The sequence below is a fragment of the Candidatus Thermoplasmatota archaeon genome, from assembly GCA_035540375.1.
Lineage (GTDB): Archaea > Thermoplasmatota > SW-10-69-26 > JACQPN01 > JAJPHT01 > DATLGO01.
Genome location: DATLGO010000102.1, coordinates 22,238 through 42,601 on the forward strand (window position 1 = coordinate 22,238; position 20,364 = coordinate 42,601).

Annotated in this window: 19 protein-coding genes, 1 tRNA gene and 1 other RNA gene; 11 read left to right on the top strand and 10 right to left on the bottom strand. The window is 70.1% G+C overall.

All coding sequences use genetic code 11. The features are described from left to right. Positions 1 to 387: 387 nt before the first annotated feature. Positions 388 to 460 (bottom strand) — tRNA-Gln (locus VM889_12795). A 97-nt stretch (positions 461 to 557) separates the two neighbouring features. Here VM889_12795 and VM889_12800 point away from each other — a divergent pair. Continuing rightward, positions 558 to 1,793: an NAD(P)/FAD-dependent oxidoreductase gene (locus tag VM889_12800; protein HVL49431.1), complete on the top strand. Its 1,236-nt coding sequence runs from the start codon at positions 558 to 560 to the stop codon at positions 1,791 to 1,793. Here the strand turns inward: VM889_12800 and VM889_12805 are convergent. Beyond that, on the bottom strand, positions 1,777 to 2,010 hold the full coding sequence (locus tag VM889_12805; GenBank protein HVL49432.1) for a type II toxin-antitoxin system HicB family antitoxin: 234 nt from the start codon (positions 2,008 to 2,010) through the stop codon (positions 1,777 to 1,779). The genes VM889_12800 and VM889_12805 overlap by 17 nt on opposite strands. A 135-nt stretch (positions 2,011 to 2,145) precedes the next feature. Between VM889_12805 and VM889_12810 the strand changes: the two genes are divergently transcribed. Next, entirely contained in the window at positions 2,146 to 3,921 is a 1,776-nt protein-coding gene (locus tag VM889_12810; GenBank protein HVL49433.1) for a hypothetical protein, read from the top strand. A gap of 12 nt (positions 3,922 to 3,933) precedes the next feature. Here VM889_12810 and ilvA read toward each other — a convergent pair whose 3' ends face one another. Genes ilvA through VM889_12825 form a run of 3 tightly spaced genes read right to left on the bottom strand, consistent with a single transcriptional unit; the run spans position 3,934 to position 6,947 of the window. Continuing rightward, positions 3,934 to 5,148: a threonine ammonia-lyase gene (gene ilvA, locus VM889_12815; GenBank protein HVL49434.1), complete on the bottom strand. Its 1,215-nt coding sequence runs from the start codon at positions 5,146 to 5,148 to the stop codon at positions 3,934 to 3,936. A gap of 40 nt (positions 5,149 to 5,188) precedes the next feature. Beyond that, on the bottom strand, positions 5,189 to 6,004 hold the full coding sequence (locus VM889_12820) for a hypothetical protein (protein HVL49435.1): 816 nt from the start codon (positions 6,002 to 6,004) through the stop codon (positions 5,189 to 5,191). Between the two features lie 7 nt (positions 6,005 to 6,011). Next, positions 6,012 to 6,947: a hypothetical protein gene (locus tag VM889_12825; GenBank protein ID HVL49436.1), complete on the bottom strand. Its 936-nt coding sequence runs from the start codon at positions 6,945 to 6,947 to the stop codon at positions 6,012 to 6,014. Positions 6,948 to 7,061: 114 nt separating this feature from the next. Between VM889_12825 and VM889_12830 the strand changes: the two genes are divergently transcribed. From VM889_12830 to VM889_12865, 8 genes are all read left to right on the top strand, one after another. Next, a complete protein-coding gene (locus tag VM889_12830) occupies positions 7,062 to 7,550 on the top strand; it encodes a hypothetical protein (GenBank protein ID HVL49437.1) in 489 nt (162 codons plus the stop codon). Positions 7,551 to 7,630: 80 nt separating this feature from the next. After that, positions 7,631 to 8,962 (top strand): helix-turn-helix domain-containing protein, encoded by a 1,332-nt coding sequence (locus VM889_12835; GenBank protein ID HVL49438.1) that lies wholly within the window; start codon positions 7,631 to 7,633, stop codon positions 8,960 to 8,962. Positions 8,963 to 9,035: 73 nt separating this feature from the next. Then, the gene (locus tag VM889_12840) at positions 9,036 to 9,515 is read left to right on the top strand and encodes a hypothetical protein (protein ID HVL49439.1); all 480 of its coding nucleotides are present in this window, start codon (positions 9,036 to 9,038) and stop codon (positions 9,513 to 9,515) included. A 533-nt stretch (positions 9,516 to 10,048) separates the two neighbouring features. Beyond that, on the top strand, positions 10,049 to 10,882 hold the full coding sequence (locus VM889_12845) for a hypothetical protein (GenBank protein ID HVL49440.1): 834 nt from the start codon (positions 10,049 to 10,051) through the stop codon (positions 10,880 to 10,882). 86 nt (positions 10,883 to 10,968) lie between these two features. Beyond that, positions 10,969 to 11,676, top strand: a complete 708-nt coding sequence (locus VM889_12850) for a hypothetical protein (GenBank protein HVL49441.1) — start codon at positions 10,969 to 10,971, stop codon at positions 11,674 to 11,676. Then, the gene (locus tag VM889_12855) at positions 11,673 to 12,701 is read left to right on the top strand and encodes a hypothetical protein (GenBank protein HVL49442.1); all 1,029 of its coding nucleotides are present in this window, start codon (positions 11,673 to 11,675) and stop codon (positions 12,699 to 12,701) included. The genes VM889_12850 and VM889_12855 overlap by 4 nt, the downstream gene beginning before the upstream one ends. A 300-nt stretch (positions 12,702 to 13,001) precedes the next feature. Further along, an RNA gene (gene ffs, locus VM889_12860) (signal recognition particle sRNA) lies at positions 13,002 to 13,315 on the top strand. Positions 13,316 to 14,132: 817 nt separating this feature from the next. After that, on the top strand, positions 14,133 to 15,911 hold the full coding sequence (locus VM889_12865) for a S8 family serine peptidase (protein HVL49443.1): 1,779 nt from the start codon (positions 14,133 to 14,135) through the stop codon (positions 15,909 to 15,911). Here VM889_12865 and VM889_12870 read toward each other — a convergent pair. The 4 genes from VM889_12870 to VM889_12885 all read right to left on the bottom strand — a co-directional run bounded on the left by VM889_12870 (position 15,908) and on the right by VM889_12885 (position 17,809). Next, positions 15,908 to 16,336, bottom strand: a complete 429-nt coding sequence (locus VM889_12870; GenBank protein HVL49444.1) for an LSM domain-containing protein — start codon at positions 16,334 to 16,336, stop codon at positions 15,908 to 15,910. The genes VM889_12865 and VM889_12870 overlap by 4 nt on opposite strands. A 98-nt stretch (positions 16,337 to 16,434) precedes the next feature. Further along, on the bottom strand, positions 16,435 to 16,620 hold the full coding sequence (locus tag VM889_12875; protein HVL49445.1) for a hypothetical protein: 186 nt from the start codon (positions 16,618 to 16,620) through the stop codon (positions 16,435 to 16,437). 8 nt (positions 16,621 to 16,628) lie between these two features. Then, positions 16,629 to 17,075 carry a hypothetical protein gene (locus tag VM889_12880; protein ID HVL49446.1) on the bottom strand — a complete coding sequence of 149 codons (447 nt, stop codon included), beginning with the start codon at positions 17,073 to 17,075 and terminating at the stop codon, positions 16,629 to 16,631. A 2-nt stretch (positions 17,076 to 17,077) separates the two neighbouring features. After that, positions 17,078 to 17,809 (bottom strand): SDR family oxidoreductase, encoded by a 732-nt coding sequence (locus VM889_12885; GenBank protein HVL49447.1) that lies wholly within the window; start codon positions 17,807 to 17,809, stop codon positions 17,078 to 17,080. A gap of 164 nt (positions 17,810 to 17,973) precedes the next feature. Between VM889_12885 and VM889_12890 the strand changes: the two genes are divergently transcribed. Then, positions 17,974 to 18,435: a DUF2269 family protein gene (locus VM889_12890; GenBank protein ID HVL49448.1), complete on the top strand. Its 462-nt coding sequence runs from the start codon at positions 17,974 to 17,976 to the stop codon at positions 18,433 to 18,435. Here VM889_12890 and VM889_12895 read toward each other — a convergent pair. Then, positions 18,419 to 20,089 (bottom strand): hypothetical protein, encoded by a 1,671-nt coding sequence (locus tag VM889_12895; protein ID HVL49449.1) that lies wholly within the window; start codon positions 20,087 to 20,089, stop codon positions 18,419 to 18,421. The two genes, VM889_12890 and VM889_12895, sit on opposite strands and share 17 nt — an antisense overlap. Positions 20,090 to 20,364 lie beyond the last annotated feature (275 nt).

The following is a 20,364-nucleotide window of genomic DNA, read 5'->3' on the forward strand; positions in this document are numbered from 1 at the left end:
GACGCGCGATATCGCGGCGCCGCGCGGGAGATGCCCGGATGGGCCCCGCATCGCACGCATCGCTGCTGCAGCGGCGGGGCTTCGCACGCCTCGATCACGCATCGCAGCCGTTGCAGGATCTCACGTTCCGGGGCCTCAGCCCCGTTCGGATTTCGCACGAAGGCGCACCGCCTTCGCGCGCATCCGCGCCGTAACGCGTGCATTTGCACGATCCGAGGGTACGGCCTCAGCCCCGTTCGCACGAAGGCGCACCGCCCACGCGCATATCCGGCGCATCGCGTGCAATTGCACGATCCGAGGGTACGGGGCCTCAGCCCCGTTCGGATTCCGCACGAAGGCGCTGCGGCGCCTTCGTGCTCATCCGAACGGGTCTATCGACTCCGTCGATAGCCCCGTTCGGATTCGAACCGAAGTCGCAGGATCCAAAGTCCCGCATGATTGGCCACTACACTACGGGGCTCGCTGGCGTCCCCGGGTAGCGCGGCCGCGTTTTTAACCCCCTCGGTGGGCCTCCCGCGCGAGAACCCCCAAATACCGGCCCCGCCCTCGCGCGGAGCATGGACGTCGTCGTGGTCGGAGGCGGAGCCGCCGGCTTCTTCGGCGCCCTGCGCGCCGCCGGGCTCGGGGCCCGCGCGACGCTCCTCGAAGCGGGCGCCGAGCCGCTCGCGAAGGTCGCGATCTCCGGCGGCGGGCGCTGCAACGTGACGCACGCGCTCCACGACGCGGCCGCGTTCGTCGCGCACTACCCCCGCGGCGCGAAGGAGCTCCGGAGCGTCCTCGCGCGCTTCGCCGCGAAGGACACGATGGCCTGGTTCGAGGCGCGCGGCGTCGCGCTCAAGGTCGAGGCCGATAGGCGGGTCTTCCCCGTCTCCGACGACTCCGCCTCGATCGTGGACGCGCTCCTCGCCGAGGCTCGCGCGCTCGACGTCGACGTGCGCGCCCGCGCGCGGCCCGAGGCGGTCGAGCGCGACGGCGCGCGCTTCCGCATCGCCCTCAAGGGCGGCGGAACGATCGGGGCCGACCGCGTCCTCCTCGCGACGGGCTCCTCGCCCGCGGGGCACGCTCTCGCCGCGAAGCTCGGGCACACCATCGTCCCGCCCGTTCCTGCGCTCTTCAGCTTCGTCGTGCGCGACCCCCGTCTCGACGGCCTCGCGGGCCTCGCAGTCCCGCGCGTCCGCGCGACGCTCGCGTGCGATGGCCTCAAGAAGCCGGTCACGAAGGAGGGTCCGCTCCTCGTCACGCACCAGGGCCTCTCCGCGCACGCGGTGCTGCGCCTCAGCGCGGCCGCCGCACGCGAGCTCGCCGCGACGCGCTACGCGGCCGAGGTCGCGGTCGACTTCGCGCCCGATGCGACGGACGACGCGCTCCGCCTGGCCGCGGACGCCGCGCGCGCCGCGAATCCGCGCGGCACGATCGGCGCGCACGCGTTCGTCGACACGGTCCCGCGCCGCTTGTGGGACCGCCTCGTCGCGGCCGCCGGGATCGATCCGGCGACGCGCTGGAGCGAGGTCCCGAAGAAGGGGCTCCACGACCTCGTGGGCCAGCTCAAGCGCGCGCGCTTCGTCGTCTCGGGCCGCGGCGACTTCCGCGAGGAGATCGTGACCGCGGGCGGCGTCGCGCGGCGCGAGGTGGACTGGACGCGCATGGAATCGCGCCTCGTGCCAGGCCTCCACTTCGCGGGGGAAATCCTCGACGTGGACGGGCTCACGGGCGGGTTCAACCTGCAGAACGCGTGGAGCACGGGCTGGGTCGCGGGGAGCGCGATGGCGGACCCCGTCACCCGTGGACCGTGACCGCGCGGATGTCCGCGCCCGAGAGCGCCGCGGTCTCGCGCGCTTCGCTGCGGCGCTCGTCGAGGATGCGCGCGAGCGCCTCGCCGAGGTTCTCGAGCACCTCCTTCTCGGTCGCGCCCTCCGCGAGCGCGCCGGGGATCTCGACGCATTCGGCGACGTAGCCGCCGAGGGGGTGGCCTTCGAGCAGGACCTGGTAGCGCATGGGGATGCGGGGCATCGACCCCGAGACGCGTCGACCGCTCATGAGCCGCGTCCTGAAGTCGCCGGAGAGCGGGCCGGGAGCTCGACGGATCTTGCCGGACCCATGCCCGAAGCCACCAAGTTTACGTGAACCTATTCGATCCTTTGGGGCATGATGCTGCGGGAGGCCCTCCAAGCGACGGTGTCCTTGAACGACGATGCGATGACCATCCGGATCGAGGACACGACGCCCGAGAACGTGGCGCGTTTCCGGGCCCTCGCCGAGGCCGAACGCGGAAGCCTCGCGGTCGAAGCATGGCGGATCGGCCTCACGGCGATGCAGAGCGCGCTCGCGCAGGCAGAACAGGCGCGCCTCAAGGATGTGGGCGCGGCGCTCATGCAGGACCTCGAGAGGCAGCTCAAGGCCCACTCCGAGGCTCAGGCCGCCGTCGTCGCGACGACGCTTGCGTCCTACTTCGACCCCAAGGACGGCCGCATCATGCAGCGCCTAGACGAGTTCGTGCGCGACGACGGCCGCCTTGCGGCCGTCCTCAAGCAGCACCTCGCGCCGGAGAACAGCGTCCTCGCCTCGACGCTCGCGCGGAATCTGGGGGAAACGAGCCCGCTCTTCAAGCTCCTGAGCCCCGAGGAGAGCGAGGGCCTCGTCGCGCAACTCGAAGCGAAGCTCGCCGAGACGCTCGACGCGAGCCGCAAGTCGATCGCAACGGACATGGACCCGCTCGTGAAGGAGTCGCCGATCGCCCGATTCCTCGAGCAGCTCAAGCTCGAGATCGAAAAGGCGGAAGGCAACCGCGAGAAGCAGCTGAAGGCGCTCACGAAGGAGCTCGACGCGAACGACGAGGCGTCGGCGCTCTCGAAGCTCATGAAGCAGACGCGCGATGCGCAGACGCAGCTTGCGGCCGCGATCAACCCTGACAAGCCCGATTCGCCGATGGCGATCATCAAGACGAGCCTCACGGCGCTTCTCGAGGCGCATGTCGAGGAGCAGAAGGAATTCCAGGAGAAGACGCAGGAGCGACAGCTCAAGTTCGAAAAGGAGGTCCTCGCCGCGATCCAGCGCATCGAGACAAAGCGCCAGTCGGCCGCGCAGACGACGACCGGCGGCTTCGATTTCGAGGAGGCCGTCTACACGTTCGTCGAGGAATCGACCGCGAACGCGCCCTACGTCGCGGAGCGCACGGGCGCGACGACGGGCGCAGTGAAGAGTTCGAAGAAGGGAGACCTGGTGGTCCGTTTCACGTCGGAAACCGCCTTCGAGGGCGCCCGGGTCGTCGTCGAGGCAAAGCGCGATCGGAGCTACAACGTGGCGCGGGCGCTCGAGGAGCTCGAGGCCGCCAAATCCAACCGCGCATGCCAGGTGGGACTCTTCGTCATGTCCCGACGTCACGCGCCGGCCTCGTTCCCGCGGTTCGCGCGGTACGGCACCGACATCCTCGTCTCATGGGACGAAGAGGATCCGACAACGGACGCTTACCTCCAGGCGGGTCTTCTCTGCGCGCTCGGGCTCGCCTCGCGCGCGGTCGAGGATGTCACTGACGAGAACGTGGATGCGATCGCGGATATCGGCAGCCGCCTGGGGACCGAGGTGGAACGGCTCGAGAAGATGCGTGGATGGACCACCAACATCACCCGCGATGCCGAGAAGATCGAGAAGGAGATCGGGGTCGGGGTCAAGAAGCTCGGAATCGTGATCGAGAACGCGAAGGACACGCTCCGCGCACTCAAGATCCAGGCCCGCGACCACGACGCCGAGGCGAAGCGTCCGATCGCGCTCGACGACGAGCAGGTCGACGCGGCCTCCGCATCGCTCCGCTCCGGTGCGGTGTCCGCGGAGGAGCCCTCGCGGTCGGTGAGCGTTTCGGGCGGGCCGATCGCCGTCGCGGCCCAGCCCGTCGACGACGCGAAGCGCAGGCGCCGGGAATCCTGAGGGAGGACGCTCTCAGGGATCCGCGTCCGTCGCGTACCCCTTGGCCGCGAGCGCCGCGAGGATCTCCTCGACGTGCTCGGGGCCGCGCGTCGCGAGCCGGACGAGGACGCGCGCGCGGCCGACGCCGACGTCGAGGCGCGCGCGGTCGTGCTCGATCGCCTCGACGTTCGCGCCGAGCGCCGCGAGGACGCCCAGGAGGTCGCGGAGGGCTCCGGGCTTGTCGTCGACGACGGTGGCGAGCGAGAGCGATCGGCCCGTCCGCACGAGGCCGCGCTGGATGATCGTGTCGAGGAGCGTCACGTCGATGTTGCCGCCCGAGAGGATGACGACCGTCTTGCGGCCGTCGAGCTTCACGCGGCCCGAGAGGATCGCCGCGAGCCCGACCGCGCCCGCGCCCTCGACGACCGTCTTCGCGCGCTCGAGGAGGAGCAGGATGGCCTTCGCGGTCTCGTCGTCGCCCACGACCGCGACGTCGTCGACGTGCTTCCGGATGTGGTCGAACGTGAGCGACCCGACCTTGCGCGTCGCGAGGCCGTCCGCGATGGTCTGGACGCGGTCGAGCGTCACGATCGCGCCCTTCTTGAGCGACTCGGGGAGGCTCGCCGCGCCCTCGGGCACGACCCCGACGACGCGCACGTCGGGCCGCTTCGCCTTGATCGCGGCGCCGACGCCGCTTGCGAGACCCCCGCCGCCGATCGGCACGACGACGGTCTCGACGTCGGGCATGTCGTCGAGGATCTCGAGGCCGAGCGTGCCCTGCCCGGCGATCACCGCGGGGTCGTTGAACGCGTGCACGAACGTCGCGCCCGTCTCCTTCTGGATCTCGAAGGCCTTCTCCTCCGCTTCCGCGTAATCGACCCCGTGCGGGACGAGCTTCGCGCCGTAGCCGCGCACCGCGGCGGCCTTGCTGATGGGCGCGTTCTTCGGCATGACGATCGTCGCGGGAATGCCCGCGAGGCGCGCCGCGAGCGCGACGCCCTGGGCGTGGTTGCCGGCGCTCGCCGCGACGACGCCCTTCGCGCGCTCGCCGGGGGAGAGCGTCGCGATCTTGTTGTACGCGCCGCGGATCTTGAAGGAGCCCGTGCGCTGGAGATTCTCGAGCTTGAGCGCGACCTCCGCGCCCGAGAGGTCGGAGAACGTGGCGGAGGGCGTGAGCGGCGTGTGGTGGACGACGCCGCGGATCGCGACGCGGGCGCGCTCGACGTCCGCGAGCGTCACGAGGGACATGCGCCGCCATCCGCCGTCGCGCACTTAAGCGTCGCGGGCTTCAGTCGCGGCGCGCGCGACGCCCGCCCAGGCCGACGGCGAGCGCGAGCGCGAGGCCCGCAAGCGCCGCGCCCGGCATCGGGATCGCGCTCCGGTCGAGCGACGGGTCGCCGAGGTCGAAGTTGGCGACCGCGATGCGCGTCCGGTTGTCGATGAAGGACTCGTACTTCTTGTCGGCGATCGTGATCACCACCTTCGCGATCGTGAAGTTGTCGTGGAAGGTGAAGGAGTACTTGTAATCGCCATACTCGTTCGTCACGATCGGCTCGGGCGCGGGCCGGTTCACGCCGTCGGGGAAGAGGATCACGACGCCCATGAGCCGCTGCGGAAGCGGACGCGCGAAGTAGCGCGTGCCGTTCACGTCGTGGCCCGCGACGGATTCGATGACGCGACCCGTCACCGTGAAGCGGGCGTGCCAGACGTCGAAGATCTGCGAGCACTGGTTGTCCACGCGGCGCCCGAGCTCCACCTCGAAGTCGGTGCGGCGCAGGTGGGTGTCGACCTTCTGCGTGATCCTCTGGCCGTCGATCTCGAGCGTGACGGTGCCGCCGCGGCGCACGTCGCGGATCGGGAAGGTCGCGGTGAAGTCGCCCGCGCACGTGATCGTCGTCGTGAGCGGCTTGACGGTCGCGCCCGCGACGTCGAACGAGATGACCGCCTTCTGGTTCACGGCGGGGAGCCCCTGCGCGTCGACCACGCGGCCGCTCACGAAATAGAGGTCGTGCCACGCGCCCGACGGCGGGCGCACGATGGTCTGCGCGCTCGCGAGGGGGAGCGCGACGAGGGCGACGACGAGGAGCGGCAAGAGGAAGCGCATGGCGCACCTACTTGTTCGCGCGGCGGCGCGTGGTCGTCTCCCGGGCCTGCGCGAGCGCGCGCTTCTCGGCCATGCCGCGATAGAGATACCACCCGCCGAAGGCGACCGCGCCGAGGATGAGCAGGGCGCCGCCGACCGTCACGAGGTCGATCCCGCCCCCGGCGTCCGCAGGCTGGACGAGATTGGCTTCGGTGATGTGGAACGTCGTGTCCGCGGGGCGGGAGACCGTGGCCGCGCCGGGCGACGCGATCTTGACGGAGCCGCTTTCGAGCGGCTCGGCGAGCTGGAGCACGACGCCATACGCGCCGTAGCCGTTCGTGAATGCGTTGCCGGTCGCGGTCTTTCCGTCATTGTAGGTGAGCTCGACCGTGACGTTGGCGTCCTTCTGCGCCTCGCCGTTCACGGAGACGCCCTCGAGACCCTGGCGCGGCCAAGGCTTCCAGACGATGCCGGTCACGACGTAGCTCGTCTCGAACTTCTCGACCTCGGCCGGGTTCGTGGGGTAGCCCGTTCCGGGGAGCTGGAGGTTGATCTGCGTGCGGCGCTGGTCGAGGTTCGCGACCTCGGACTTCGAGACGCCCAGGACCTCGACCTTCACTTCGGCCTGCTTGTTCGTCATGGTGTGCATGTGGCTGCACACGAAGTACGTGCCGTCGGCGCGCGTGAACTGGACGTAATGGTTCTCGCCCGTCTGCTCGTCGACGCGGACCCGGCGACCCGCGACGGCGCCTTCCTGCGGGCAGGGACCTTCCTCGCGGGACCCGAACCGCACGAGCGTGAGGTTCACCTGCACGCCGCTCACGGGCTTGCCCTCCGCGTCCACGACGCGGCCGGTGATGACGTACCGGTGGGAGTACACGTGATCGGCTTCGACGAGCGGCGCGAAGGCCATCGCGCCGAGAAGGAGAACGGCGAGGACAACGCCGCTCCGGGAGGTCGACATACCCCCCGAAGCCCCATTCTCCGTTTATAGGCCTTTTGGAGTCGGTAGCGCGCTGTCACACGCCCGCGGGACGCCCAAACCCTCATGATCCGCCGAGGGCACGGTCCGCGCAAGGTGTTGCGCGTGGAGCCCCGGCGATCGCGGTCCATCCTTCCCGTCCTCGCCCTCCTCGTCGCCTTGCCCCTCGCCCTCGCACCGGCGACGGCCCGCGAGCCCTCGATGGGCGAGGCGCTCGAACCGACGCCGCCCGCCGCCGCGATCGCGCTCGGCGCGGGCCCTCCGCCGACGAAGACCTACACGTGCCGGGGCGACGCCCCGTTCGACGGCTGCCTCGCGGGGCCTTACCCGCTCAAGAGCCTCGAGATCACGATGCGGCGCTGGGGTTACGTCGGGACCCTCCACGCGATCGCGACGCACGCCGAGACCGACCAGGTCCTTGCCCGGTTGAGCTGCACGTCCCACGGCATCTGGGTGTCCGCACCAGGTCCGTCAGAATGCCGGACCTGGCACGCCGAACCCTTCCCCGCCGGTCGATATTTCTTTTCCGTGTCCTACGATATGCCGACCGTGGGCTCGTTCGACGTCGCGTTCCGCTACGGTTGAGCGCCCCGTGGTACGCAATCCTTAATACCCCCCAGAGGAACGGTCCGGTCGTTGCCCTCCCTGCTGGAGGAATGAGACCGATGCGTCACATGCTCCGTTTCCAGGGGCTCAGGCGCCTGGCGCCTGCGCTCGTCGCCCTGCTCGCCGTCGCCGCGATGCCCGCCGCCGCGGCCGCCGAGTCGCCCCCGATGCCGTCGCTCCGTCTCGTCGAGGAGTCGGACGGGACCTTGGTTCTCGTCGTGGACTCCAACGGCCTTCTCGGGTCCGAGCCGACCTACGTCGTCGCGCCCGCCCCCGCGGGCCTCGGCGGCGAGGCCGAGCGCCGCTTCGCGCCCGTCCCCGCCGCGCTGCGCTCGCTCGGCGACCACTTCCCCGCGCTCGACACGCCCGAAGTCGACGCCGCCCTCGGCGCCGCGATGGACGCCGTTTCCCCCGCCCTCTCGACCCCCGAAGACTCGCCGATCGGGGACGCCGCGCACGCGGCAAGCGACGTCTTCGCGATCGAGCGCCAGGACGGCTCCGGGCTCGGATCCGCGCGCTTCGAGGTGACCGTCACCGAAGCGCCGGCCTTCGGAAGCCTCGGCGCGCGAACCGGCGACATCGCCGCGGGCGCGCTCCTCTCGGCCCCGGCGGCGCTCGCCTCGGACGCGGCCCCGGTGCTCGCGCCTGCGATCCGCTTTGTCGTCCCCGACCGGTCCGACGCCCCCGCGACGGTCTCGACCCCGAAGGCCTCGTCCTCCACCTCCACCGCGTCCGTCTCGGCGCCCGCGCGATCGGGCGACGACCCCGTGAAGATCGCGGCCGCGACGGCCGCGACCGGCGTCCTCGGCCTCGCGGCGTGGATCCTCTACCACCGCATCCGCGAGTCCGCGACGCTCGCGAACGCGACGCGCAAGGCGATCTACGACGCGGTCTCGGCGAACCCGGGCCTCGGTGTCCAGGACCTCGCGCGCGTGGCGTCGGTCTCCTACTCCACCGCGAGCTACCACCTCGACCGCCTCGTCGAGGCGCGCATGCTCGTGCTCGCGAACGAGGCCGGCCGCCTCGCTTACTACAAGAACGGCGGCGCGTTCACCGAGTCCGAGCGCAAGGTCCTCCCGCTCCTCAAGAACGCGGAGGCGATGCGCGTGCTCGAAGCCATCCTCGCCTCGCCGGGCACGTACCGCGCCGCGCTCGCCGAGAGCCTCGGCGTGACCGCGACGACGATCAACTGGCACCTCAAGCGCCTCGTGGACGCGGGCCTCGTCGTCGAGCGCCGCGAGGGCCGCAGCGCCCGCCTCTTCGCGGACCGCGCCCGCCTCAATGAGGCCTTCGGGCCCGTGCTCGCGAAGCTCGACGGCGTCGTCGCGGACGGCGCGCCCGCGCTTCCGGAGCTGCGCCGCGCGCTTGCGACGGAACCCGTGGCGGCGTAAAAGGCGCCCAACGACCAACCCGAATATGGAAGGCCTATCGATACATTTTTACTCTCTCTCTCTCTCTCTCCCGATGCACCGAATTGCAGGCTTGGGAATCGCGGCCGCCGTGCTCGGTCTGGCCCTGGTAGGAACCGTCGAAGCCGAAGCGAAGCCGTTGTCCGCGTGCGCCATTCACGGGACAATCATCGTCGGCTGCGCCAGCGGGACCGTCTCGGAGGCTGGCTTGGTCTGCACGCCGGACTGCACGTGGCCCTGGACCGTGACCGTCATCGCCCAACCCGGAATGTGCGCGACACTGACGATCGGCTATCCAGGTTCGGATTCCGAAGGTTTTGATTCCGAGAACAAGTGGAGCACGTTCACGTGCTGCCCCAACACCGCATCGCAGAGTCTCTGCTTCGGGACCCAACTCCACGAGGTCCCGACAACCTGTGCGCCGGGCGGCATGCGCGCCCACTTGAAGACGTTCCACATGGTCCTCGGTTCGCAGGCGTCGACCTCCGACCTGTTCGGAATTCCTTATACCGACTACTGCCCCCGGGAGGTCTGAAGATGGTGCGATGGCCAGTGGGCGCGCTCTGCCTCGCGGCAGCCTTCCTCGGCAGCATGATCCCGGCCGAAGCAGCAACCAGCGAGCACACCACCGCGTGCTCCACACGTTACATCGACGTTCCCCCTGCCCCGCCGCAGTGGATGATTCTCGGATGCGCCGACGGCACTGTCGAGGACAAGCCGGTTTCGCCCGGGGGTCCTTGGGAATGGAGTGCCGTCCTCCTCGTCACGCCAGGATCTTGCGGAAGTTACCTCGTGGTGAGCGGATACACGATGGCAGATCTAGAGGCATGCTGCCCTGACAACGAAGCTGACCCGCAGCCATGCGGTACAACGGCGACCTTTTGGCTCTCCGGCGATGCGACTTCCGCCCTGATCGAAGCCCGAACATGCTCATGGATGATCGTGTCCGGCTCACACTTCCCCGGGCCCATCGCGGCTCTGACGACCGCGTTCGTCGGTCACGAGAACCCACAAACGTGCGTCTCCGAGCTTATCGAAGCAACGCCCGACAACCTCTAAGGTGACCTCATGCGAATCCAAAAGACCAAGCTCGTCACGATGGTCGCGCTCGCAGCCCTTGTCGCCCAGCCCATCGCCATCGGCGTCCCGCTCGCGCCCCCGGCCGGGGGAACAGCGGAATGGAAAACGTGGCGGATCGCCGTCGACGACGCCAAGATCAGCGTCCACGCCCTCGTCGAAGCCGAGGATGATCTTGCGGGGCTCGGCCTCGCCCTCTTCGATCACACGGGTCGCGCGCTCGCAAGCGGCGCGGAGTTCCGCGACTTCCGGTCCGCTTCTGCGAACCTCCTCGGAAAGAATGCCATCGCGCCGGGTATCGGCCACGAGCGGACGCTCGCCCTCTCGCGCGTTGCGACCTGTGCCCCCTGCTCTGAGACTGGAAACGTCTTCATCGTCGCGGCCTGGACCGCGGGGGCGCAACCTGAGACCTTGCGCGTGAGCCTCGCGGGAGAGAACCTCACGATTCTCGCCGAGGACCGCGGAGATTCCGTCGTGGCCGCGACGATGGATGAATTCAATGGCGACCTGCAGGTCTCCGCCCAGGTGGGCAACGTCGGATTCGCGCACGTGCACGGCGCTCGCCTCGAGGTTGAGGCCCACCGCCGCCTCGTGGGGCATTTCGATCGAGCCGCGGCGATCGGACCCGGATCGGCGGCCGAGTACGCGATGACGTACGAGGGTCCGACGCAGACCCGGGCTTGCCCGTGCTCGCTCGTCGAGGATGACCTCGGAGGCGGGATACACGCGTTCGGGATCGACGGCACCACGCGGGGCACCGCCGGCGCGGGCATGGCGTGGCTGCTCGTCGCCGACGTGACCCTCCCGGGAGGCAACCCGCTATGAAGGTTCAGGCGATCGCGTTGGGGCTCCTGGCGTTTCTCGCGACGTTACCCTCGGCGCTTTCGTCCGAGCCCGAAGAGGACGGCCCCGTGGGATACCAGACGTGCCGCGTCGATGCCGCCGAACGGACCTGCACCTTCAACTGCTACTACGGCGGCGAACTCGAAGTCGTCGGGAATGGCGGCACGATCACCGCCAACTGTGGCGGCGCGTGGGCCTCGTGCACGTCGACGGGGCCGCAATGTCGCGGGTATTCGGACACACGAAGCGCGATGGCCCTCGGACAATGCGTCTTCGTGGGAACCGGATCCGGGGTGTGCTACGCGATCGGCGGCAGCGCGCTCCCCGAGTGCACGGGCCTCTCGACGTGGCCCAAAGAGAATGGATGGCCGACTGATTATCGGTGCTTCTCCCCGCTCCAGGCCGAGTACAATGAGGGTTTCGTCACGTGCGTCCTGTTCGTTGCCTGGGTCGGACCCCTCACGACCCACTGCGGCACGGAAAGCCAGATGGAACCCCTCGCCGACGCGGTACCTTATGAATGGTTCACCGCCTCCACGGCTTCAGCAGGCGAGGACGGGCACCGCCTCATCGTGAAGGGCGGCGTGCCGTGCATGTCGCACGCGATTGCAAAGCTGGAGGTGCCGTTTGATGGAACCCTTGTGCAGTTCTGGGCGACGTGCGAGATCACGCTCTATCAGGGTCAATACCTGACGACGAGGGACAGCGTCTGCTCGGGATACTGCGTGGTCGTCGTCGGACCTCGCTCGATCTTCGTCGAGGAGCTGCCCGAATGAAAAAACAACCCATCCTCATCACGCTCTTGATCCTCGCAACGACCGCGAGCAGCCAACCCGCGGGAGCGGCCGAGAGTGAAAACCCCTGGCCGAACGTCATCATCGCCACGGCGGTCGAATCGGGCTCCTATCAGACGATCGCCGTCGATCACGTCGACCCCAAGTTCAACGTAACGCTGGCCATGGGACCACGCCACGACCAAGGAGCGACGGGGATGCTCATCTATGACGAGAAGGGAAAGACCCTCTTCGGGCTCGTCATGTATAGCACGGGCCTTCGCGGAAATGGCACATTCATCCAATCTGAAGTGGGGCCGTACAACATCGAGTCCGACACGTTCCCCGGCACGAACGACATGTACCGCGGCGACGAAACCCCCACCCAGTTCAGCGTTTCATTCCGCGACTTTCCTACCGGCCGATTCCACTTCGTCTTCTACCACATCGGCCTCTTCACGAACGTCACCTTCTACCTCAACGGGACCCACGATCGCGTCATCGAGACAATCGAGGGTCACGAGATCCAATTCCTGACCGAACGCGATTTCCGAGGTCCCTTGAGCCTCGCGCACGAGAACGAAGCCGTCGGCGCGCGCTTCACGGGTCCCGTCACGACCTCGATCGACGTGAAGCACCGCCTGTTCGGCATCTACGAAGATTCGGCCTATTATACTCGCCTCTGGTGCATCGGGTACACGGGAACCTGGACCTTCCTCTGCCCCACGTTCCCGCCCCCCGTCCCGCTCCACACCTACGCCTACCAAAAGCCATCCGGCGAGACGGTCGCCTGCAAGGGCTCCAGGGGCTGTGGTTTCCTCGGAAGCACCGAAGGAAAGAACGAACGAGGCGTGTGGACGTTTGATTACGCGGGCATCGACTACTACACCGCGGGAAACGAGCCATCTGAAAAATGCCAGCCTGTGCCCCTCTTCGAAGAGCGTGGCGAAGTCTGCGAAATCGAGAGGCCCGGCAACAGCCGCCCCATCCTCTTCGTGCTGGATCCGAAGTTCCCGGGGGAGACCTGATTCATCATCATGCCAGATTGGATTTCCCGCGACTGAAGCCCGTGAGTTGAAGGTGGACCACCCCGGGAGGACCGGGCCGTGGGGTCAGAGGGCTGCGCTTCCGGGCGAATCCGATGCACCGGCCCAAGGCCCTGCTTGTGGCGACTGGACAGCGAGCTCGCGCCGACGCGACAGGGCGGAAACGCACACCGGCCCAGGCGTGAAGCTCCCCGTCCCGAACGCTTTAATACCGATCCCCCTCTAGCAGCCCGCGGCTCGCCCCGCGGGCCAAGGACGGTTCGCTCCGTCCCGAGACGAAAGGCATCGGATAGGCCGGGGGGCCAGGCGTCCCCTGTGACCCGCAATCGCCTACACGCGGGGGCTGAAGCGCCGGGGCGGCGTCCCCAGGGCGCGGATGAGCCCAGGATCGACAATGAGACCTCGTCCCTCGTGGTTCGGGGCCGTCGACCGTGCGATCGGAGGATCGCTCGGGCGACGCTTGCCACGGGAACCGGGTCAGGCACGGAAGTGAGCAGCCTCACCGTGAACCCAGGACGTTCGTGGGGTCGCGGGGTCGAGGACATCCTGGGGCAACTCTACCGCGCTGCTGAGCGTCCACCTGGCGCGGCCGGTGTCCGTCAATTCGGAGAGAAGGGCACTTCGTGGCACGAGCCTGCGGGCTCGTGCCACGAAAGGTTCGGGGTTCGGGGCCTTCAGCGGTGCACTCCGTGGCATGCGTTTCACACCTCGGCCTCGCCTGCGGGCGAGGCCTCGGCGCATGTCCGCCCGACCTGCGGGTCGGGCACGCCGCAGCGTTCCGCAGAACGCAAGGCGAAGACGTTCCGCAGAACGTCGCCGCCGCGGCGGTTGCGACCGCCGCGGATCACTCCGTGCCAGAGAGGGGGCGCTGCGCGCGCCCCTCCTCTGGACGCCGCACGAATCTGCGGATTCGTGCTCACCGCAGCGGCGTGACGCTGCGGCTCACCCCCCAGCGCCAGGGGCTCCGCCCCTGGACCCCCGCCGAGACCCGCGTTTTCTTCTCGAACGGTGCTCCGGTTCTACGGTCCTTCTCGAGCGGGCTTGTGGGGGCGCGCGTGGGGCGCCTCCCTCGCCGTTCAACCTTCTGAACCCGAGCGCGAACACCGGCTACGGTCCCGGTCCCGGACCCGGACCCGGTCCTGACGCCCGGTCCCGCTTCCCGGCGCCCGGCACCCGACGCCCGGACACGAGCCCGAATCCCGGTCCCAGCACCCGGCTCCCGACGCCCGACGCCCGGTCCCGGACCCGAGGCCCGGTCCCGACGCCCGGCCCCCCGTCCCATTCGGCGCGGGTGTCCCTTGGGCCCCTGGGCCCCAGTCCCGGGCGTCCCGTTTCTCCCGAGGCCCGGCGCCACTCGTCTCCCGGGCGCCGCGCGTCGTCCACTAAGTAGTCCACGCAACAAGCCAAGCCTCGATGCTCGGTCGTGCCGGCCCGACGCTTCTCATCGTGCTCGCTCTCCTCGGACCTCTCGCCGCCGCCCACCCGGGGGCGGACGGGCGCTACCTCGTGACGCTCGAGCCCTGGACGGACGCGTCCGCGCTTCCGGGCCTCGCGGTCGTCGAGCGGTTCGAGAGCGTCGGCGTCGCGCTCGTCCGCGGCGCGCCTTCGGCCGCGGCCGCCGCGAAGGGTGCGCCGGGCGTTCTTGGCGTGTACCCCGTCGAACCGATCGCGATGAACCTCGTCGAGGCGCGCCGCGTCGCCGCGGCCGACGTCGCGCCGCCCGCGGGCCTCGACGGCGCGGGCGTCACGGTCGCGATCGTGGACTCGGGCCTCGACCTCGACCACCCCGGCTTCAAGGACCGCGTCGAGGCGGCGCTGCGCTTCCGCCCGAACGGCGCGATCGAGTCGACGCGCATGGACGACGACGGGCACGGCACGCACATCGCGGGCGTCATCGCGGGGTCCGGCGCGGGCTCGAGCGGCGAGCGCCTTCGCGGCTTCGCGCCGGGCGCGCGCCTCGTCGCGCTCGACATCTCGGACGAGTTCACGACCGCGAACGCGGTGCGCGCCTTCGAGTGGCTCGCGGAGAACCACGAGCGCCACAACATCCGCGTCGTGAGCAACTCGTGGGGCCGCGAGAAGGCCGATGCGCACTACGACCGCAACGACCCCGTGATCCGCGCGAGCGACGAGCTCGTCCGCCGCGGCATCGTCGTCGTGTTCAGCGCGGGCAACAAGGGCGCCGACGGGTCCTCGACGCTCACGACGGAAGCCTCGAACCCGAACGTCATCACGGTGGGGGCCGTGTCGAAGGAGGGCCGCATCGAGCGGTATTCGAGCCGCGGTCCCGCGGTCGACGCCGACCGCCGGCCCCTCGAATGGACGAAGCCCGACGTGGTCGCGGCGGGCACGCACATCGTCTCCGCGCGCTCGTCGCAGACGGCGGGCGCGAACGGCCGGTCCGGCGAGTCCCTCTACTACGTCGCGATGAACGGCACGAGCATGGCCGCCCCGCAGGCCGCCGGCGCCGCCGCGCTCCTGCTCTCGCGCGACCCGTCCCTCAAGCCCGCGGAGGTCCGCGCGCTCCTCCAGGCGACGGCCCGCGACGCGGGCGGCCGCGGCCCGGACCCGCAGTACGGCTACGGCATCCTCGACGTCGCGGCGGCGCTCGATGCGCTCGCGGGCGTGGGAAGCCCCGGCAGCGTCGTCGTCGAGCGGCGCGTCCCCTTCCACGACGAGGGCCGCGCGGTCACGGCCGCCGAGCGCCTCGTCCTCACGACCGCCGCGCCCTCGACGCCCGACGCGAGCCTGCGCGTGCCGCTCGTCGCGCCGGCCGGCGCGGACCGCGTCGATGCGTGGTTCAACTGGTCGGGCCCCGGCGCGTTCGTCGTGTTCCTCGACGGACCGGGCGGCGCGCGCCTCGGCCCGTTCACGCCCGAGAAGGAGGGCGCGATCCCGATCCGCGCGAAGCTCCCGAAAAGCGGCGTCTGGACGATCGACGCGCGGCCCTCGGGTCCCGTGGGCGACGCGACGTGGGTCGCCTCCGGCAACGTCGTGGTGCTCGAGCAGCGTCAGGGCGGCCCGCGCGAGCTGCCGCGTCCCGTCGGCGGCGACGCGGGCGGGTTCCTGTTCGCGGGCGAAGACTTCGGCGACCTCGGACGGTGGACGCCCTGGCGCGTGTTCGGCATGCTCGCGCTCGTCGCGGCGGGCGCGATCCTCATCGTCGATTACCGACGGCGTCGCGGCCTTTAGAATCCGCCGCGGCCGCTTTCGCGCGGCGCGGGCTTCGCGCCGGCGGGCTTCGCCGAGGCGGAAGGGCGGTCCTCGAGGATGACGTGCTCGGGCTTCGCGATGTTCTTCGGGTCCCAGTGCCACACGCGGAGGACGTGGGCGATCTGGATCATCGCGTCCTTGAGGCGCACGATCTCGCTCTGCTTCGAGGATTCCTGCGTGAACGTGCCGCGCCAGGTGACGAGGGTCTCCTTCACCGCGGCCGAAACGGTGGTCTCCTGCCAGCCCGCGGCCGAGGTCGGGGACCCTTCGACGACGTCGTGGAGGACGAGCGTCTGGTCGTCGAACTCGATGAGCTGACCGCGGAAGGCGCGGTGGTCGCTCATGACGACGATCACCTGGGAGCCGACGAGGCCCTGGAGCCGCTTGCTGAGGAGCGTGGACATGGAATGAACCCCGACGGGCGGCCCCTACGAGGCAGGGTGTCTTAAAACCATTGGGGTGGGACGGGCCTCGTTACCCGGGGGCGGCGCGCATCGGGCGCTCAGCGCCGGGCTTCCTTGTCTGTGGGGCCCCGCCTGGCGCGGTCCTCGCCCTCCGCGGCCCGGCGCACCTCGCGGTGCGTGCGCCCGCTCGTCTCGCCCGCCTCCTCGCGCGGCTGCGGCGCCGCGGCGCCCTTGAGCGTCTCGAGGTCGTCCGCGTCGGCGCCTTTCGATCTCCGGCGGTCCATGCGGGGCATCAACCGCGGGGAGGTTTCCCGCTTCTGGCGTCGCGTTCCATCGCCCGCACGAAGTGCCGCGTCGCGCGCGCAAGGAGCCACCGGGCGAGGCCCGTCCAGGCGAGCAGCGCGAGACCGCGGCGCTCGACCGACCACGCGACGACGATTCGCGTGCCTTCGGCGTGGGCCTCGAAGGCGTAGCGCGCGCGCCCGTGGAGCAGCGATCCGCCCACGTCGACGTCGTAGGCGAGAGCGGCGTCGTCGGGCTTCACGAGGTATTCGATCGCGAGGGCCCCGAGCGGCCACGGCGCGGCGACGAGGATGTCGATCTCGCCGTTCGGGAGGCGCATCACCCTGCGGCGGCCCGGGGTCCGCGCGAGCCGCATGTCGCTCTCCTTGAAGTCGGTGTACCAGGCGTAGGCGTAGGCGGGCGGAACGCGCGCGAGGGCCTCCACCGTGAATCGCATGGTCAGGACGAATAGAGGCGCGCGGGCCAGAGGGTCAGCTCGTCGACGAGCGCGCCCGCGGGGAGCCGCACGAGGCCGAGGACGGCTTCGGCGACCTCGGCGGGCCGCATCATGTCGGAGGCGGGGGCCGACGCGCCCTCGACCATCGGCGTGTCCACGTAGCCGGGATTCACGGCCGTGACGCGGATGCCTTCGTCGCTCACCTCCGACGCAAGCGAGAGGGAGAAGCCGCGCAGGCCGAACTTGCTTGCGCAGTACGCGGAGAGTCCGGGCCGGCCGTCGAGGCCCGAGACGCTCGCGATGTTCACGACGGCGCGCGGTCGCGGGCCCGGCGCGCGCAGGAGCGGCAGGAGTTCGCGGGTGACGAGGAACGGTCCGCGCAGGTTCGTCTCCATGACCTCGTCCCAGTCATTCGTGGACATCGAGGCGACGCGGCCCGCGAGGCCGACGCCCGCGGCGTTCACGAGCACGTCCACCGCGTTCTTCCATTCCGAGACGCGCGTCGCAAGCGCGCGCACCTCGGTCTCGCGGCGGACGTCCACGGGGACGACGAGGACGTCGGATTCCGGGTTCGCCTTCCGGATCGTCGCCGCCGCGTCCTCGAGCGCGTCCCGCGAACGCGCCGCGAGCGCGACGGCGAGGCCCTCCGCCGCGAAGCGTTCGGCGATCGCGCGGCCGATGCCGGACGAGGCGCCCGTCACGACCGCGACGCGTCCCCGGAGGTCAAGGCTCATGGGGCGGCGAGCGCGCATCCGGAGCAAAGCCCTTTGCCCCGCGTTCTCGCGCTCGGCGCGGCCCGGCAAGGGTGCCGCGCGACGCAGCGGGACCCGAGCGGCACGCTCGCGCCCGGCGGCGCCGTCCGATGCCTTGATGACGACGCCTGCCGTGGGGCGGTCTCATGGTCGAGCCCTACCTCGTCCTGAAATGGGTCCACGTGCTCGGCGCGACGGTCCTCGTCGGCAGCTTCGCGGTCGAGTTCATGCTGCGGCGCCACGCCGAGAAGGCGGACGTCGCGACCCGGGCCTCGATCTGGCACTTCCTCGCGGGCGGCGAGGCCGTGTACATCCCCATCGCGCTCACGACCGTCGCAACGGGCGTCCTCATGTCCGTCGGCCCGTGGGGCGTGTGGGACTTCTTCGGCACGTCCTGGATCCTTGGCGGCGTCATCGCCTCCGCCGCGCTCTTCGTCCTCGGCGGCGTGTTCCTCGGGCCCGCCGCGAAGCGCTACGCCGAGGCGCTCATCGCCGGCAGGACCGACGAAGCGCACGCGGCGCGCAAGCGCCATACGCTCGCCTGGAACGTGAGCTTCGCGCTCGCGCTCGCGCTCGTGTGGTTCATGGTCGTCAAGCCGACGTGGTGAAAGGGGCCACCCGATCGCAATCGCGCACCACGTCCGCGACTTCCGAGTCGCCGATGAAGCGGCGAAGCTCCAGAGCGTCCGTGCAGGCGGTGAAGCCGGGCGACCCCGCGGGGAGGAACAGGTAGACCGCCATCTTGTAGTGGCCCGGCGTGGTATCCGACGTCCATGTCGGACGCAAGGCCTCGATGACGATGGGAGATGACCCGGAATACCAGTTCGCGACGCAGACGTCGCCCGGCAGGGGCATGTGGGCGCACTCCGGGTTCGGGAAAGCGTAAGGGACGAACCAGACGCCCGAGACATACCAGACGACGAAAACGCCCGTCGCGCCCCATTCCGTGTCCGGGATGAACGTGACGTTGAAGGTGTCGAACTCGAGCCCGACCGGATCCGCGTGGACGAACTCGTTCCGGTGGTGGATGTAGTCGTCCGGCATCGGCCGCGCGCCGCCCTCGTACGGGTCGGGCTGGGGCGCGGCGCCCACGTGGCCGTCGCCGTTCTGGTCCTTCCAGAATCCCGTCCAGACCTCGAATCCGAGATAACCCGGGGCCATCGTCGGGTCGTCGCCGCGCGCGCCGCCGAGGAGCGGGCCGTTGAAGTCGTAGCGATAGCCCGTGAGGAGCAGGAGATCGATCCACGGCGTGTAGCCCTGGGCATAGGCGTCGTAACGGCCGGCCGCCGTGTTGCCGCTGCCCTCGCGCCACTCGGGAAGATAGGGCGCGAAGAGCTGCCCCTGCGCGGAGGCCGCGGGCTCCGCAACCGGCGTCCCCGTGAGCGGGACCGGGTGCACCTGGCACGCGTTGGGGCACGTCCCGAGGCTCGGGCTCGCGACGGACGCGACCGCCGGACCCAACGGAGCATACGCGGCCGCGATCGGCCCCGGCGCATGCGCCGCATAGTCGTCGATGTCGACGCGCGACCCGGGCCCCGGCACGAAGGGGGGGCCCTCGGGACGGTCGGGCGCGAGCCGAGCGTCGGAAACGGTGACGACGCGCAGGGTCTGGAGGAGCGAGCCGTCGAGCACGACGACAAGGTCCTGTCCACGATAGAGGCCGCCCCCTTCGTCCACGTAGCGGAAGTCGGGCGCGTTCTCCGTCGGCCTCACCCGATCCGAATATGCGGGTCTCGGGCCGGGATCGACATAGGCAACGATGACGGCGCCCTCGCGGCCGACCCATTCGTTCTCGGGCGTCGATCCGTTGAACCGGATCTCGCGGTCGCTTTCGTCGTCGCGGTAGTGGCCGAGGAGGGCGTAGAAGTCCGAGAACCCCGGCGCGATGAGGGGCGCCACGAGCCCGTTCGAGGCGTGCTGCCACGACATCCGCGCCGTCCCCGCGCCATCGTTGACGACGACATCCCCGCTTTCGACGTCCGCGTCCGGCCAGCGCGCGAGGCCCACGGTCTTCGCGACGGACTCCAGAACGAGGACGCCGGTTGCGGGATGATCCGCCCCGGTCGCTTCCTCGGGGCAGGCCGCCGTCGGAGCGGTGACCGCCTCCACGAGGCAGGTCCGTTGTCCGAGGCGCGCGAGCTCGGCCGCCCCCGCCTCGTCCATCTCGAAGTGCGCCGGGTACCGCGTCCCCGTCTCGACGGTCAGGCAGCCCACAAGAAGCAGCGCCGCGCCGAGAAGGAGGCTGACGCGAAGCGACGCCATCAACCGACCCAGATGGCGTGCGCGACGCGCTCGCGTCCGAGCCAGATGGCCTCGACGGGCCTCACCACGACGGATTCGGAATACATTTCGGCCTCCCGATACACGCCAAGCATTGTCATGGCATCCCCGTTTTCCCGACCGGGGACGGGGTTTCCAGAGGTAGAGGATCGCTCGATGGACCGGTCAAGGGTTCCGTGCGAGTCCCCCGCAAGCCACGATGTCGCACGCGCATCGAAAAACCGGTCCAACCGGGTGGCGGGCGCCGCATGTCGACG

Coding starts and splice junctions, on each gene's coding strand:
- VM889_12800 (HVL49431.1), top strand. CDS start 558: ATGGACGTCGTCGTGGTCGGAGGCGGAGCCGCCGGCTTCTTCGGCGCC.
- VM889_12805 (HVL49432.1), bottom strand. CDS start 2,010: ATGCCCCGCATCCCCATGCGCTACCAGGTCCTGCTCGAAGGCCACCCC.
- VM889_12810 (HVL49433.1), top strand. CDS start 2,146: ATGATGCTGCGGGAGGCCCTCCAAGCGACGGTGTCCTTGAACGACGAT.
- ilvA (HVL49434.1), bottom strand. CDS start 5,148: ATGTCCCTCGTGACGCTCGCGGACGTCGAGCGCGCCCGCGTCGCGATC.
- VM889_12820 (HVL49435.1), bottom strand. CDS start 6,004: ATGCGCTTCCTCTTGCCGCTCCTCGTCGTCGCCCTCGTCGCGCTCCCC.
- VM889_12825 (HVL49436.1), bottom strand. CDS start 6,947: ATGTCGACCTCCCGGAGCGGCGTTGTCCTCGCCGTTCTCCTTCTCGGC.
- VM889_12835 (HVL49438.1), top strand. CDS start 7,631: ATGCGTCACATGCTCCGTTTCCAGGGGCTCAGGCGCCTGGCGCCTGCG.
- VM889_12840 (HVL49439.1), top strand. CDS start 9,036: ATGCACCGAATTGCAGGCTTGGGAATCGCGGCCGCCGTGCTCGGTCTG.
- VM889_12845 (HVL49440.1), top strand. CDS start 10,049: ATGCGAATCCAAAAGACCAAGCTCGTCACGATGGTCGCGCTCGCAGCC.
- VM889_12855 (HVL49442.1), top strand. CDS start 11,673: ATGAAAAAACAACCCATCCTCATCACGCTCTTGATCCTCGCAACGACC.
- VM889_12865 (HVL49443.1), top strand. CDS start 14,133: ATGCTCGGTCGTGCCGGCCCGACGCTTCTCATCGTGCTCGCTCTCCTC.
- VM889_12870 (HVL49444.1), bottom strand. CDS start 16,336: ATGTCCACGCTCCTCAGCAAGCGGCTCCAGGGCCTCGTCGGCTCCCAG.
- VM889_12875 (HVL49445.1), bottom strand. CDS start 16,620: ATGGACCGCCGGAGATCGAAAGGCGCCGACGCGGACGACCTCGAGACG.
- VM889_12880 (HVL49446.1), bottom strand. CDS start 17,075: ATGCGATTCACGGTGGAGGCCCTCGCGCGCGTTCCGCCCGCCTACGCC.
- VM889_12885 (HVL49447.1), bottom strand. CDS start 17,809: ATGAGCCTTGACCTCCGGGGACGCGTCGCGGTCGTGACGGGCGCCTCG.
- VM889_12890 (HVL49448.1), top strand. CDS start 17,974: ATGGTCGAGCCCTACCTCGTCCTGAAATGGGTCCACGTGCTCGGCGCG.
- VM889_12895 (HVL49449.1), bottom strand. CDS start 20,089: ATGGCGTCGCTTCGCGTCAGCCTCCTTCTCGGCGCGGCGCTGCTTCTT.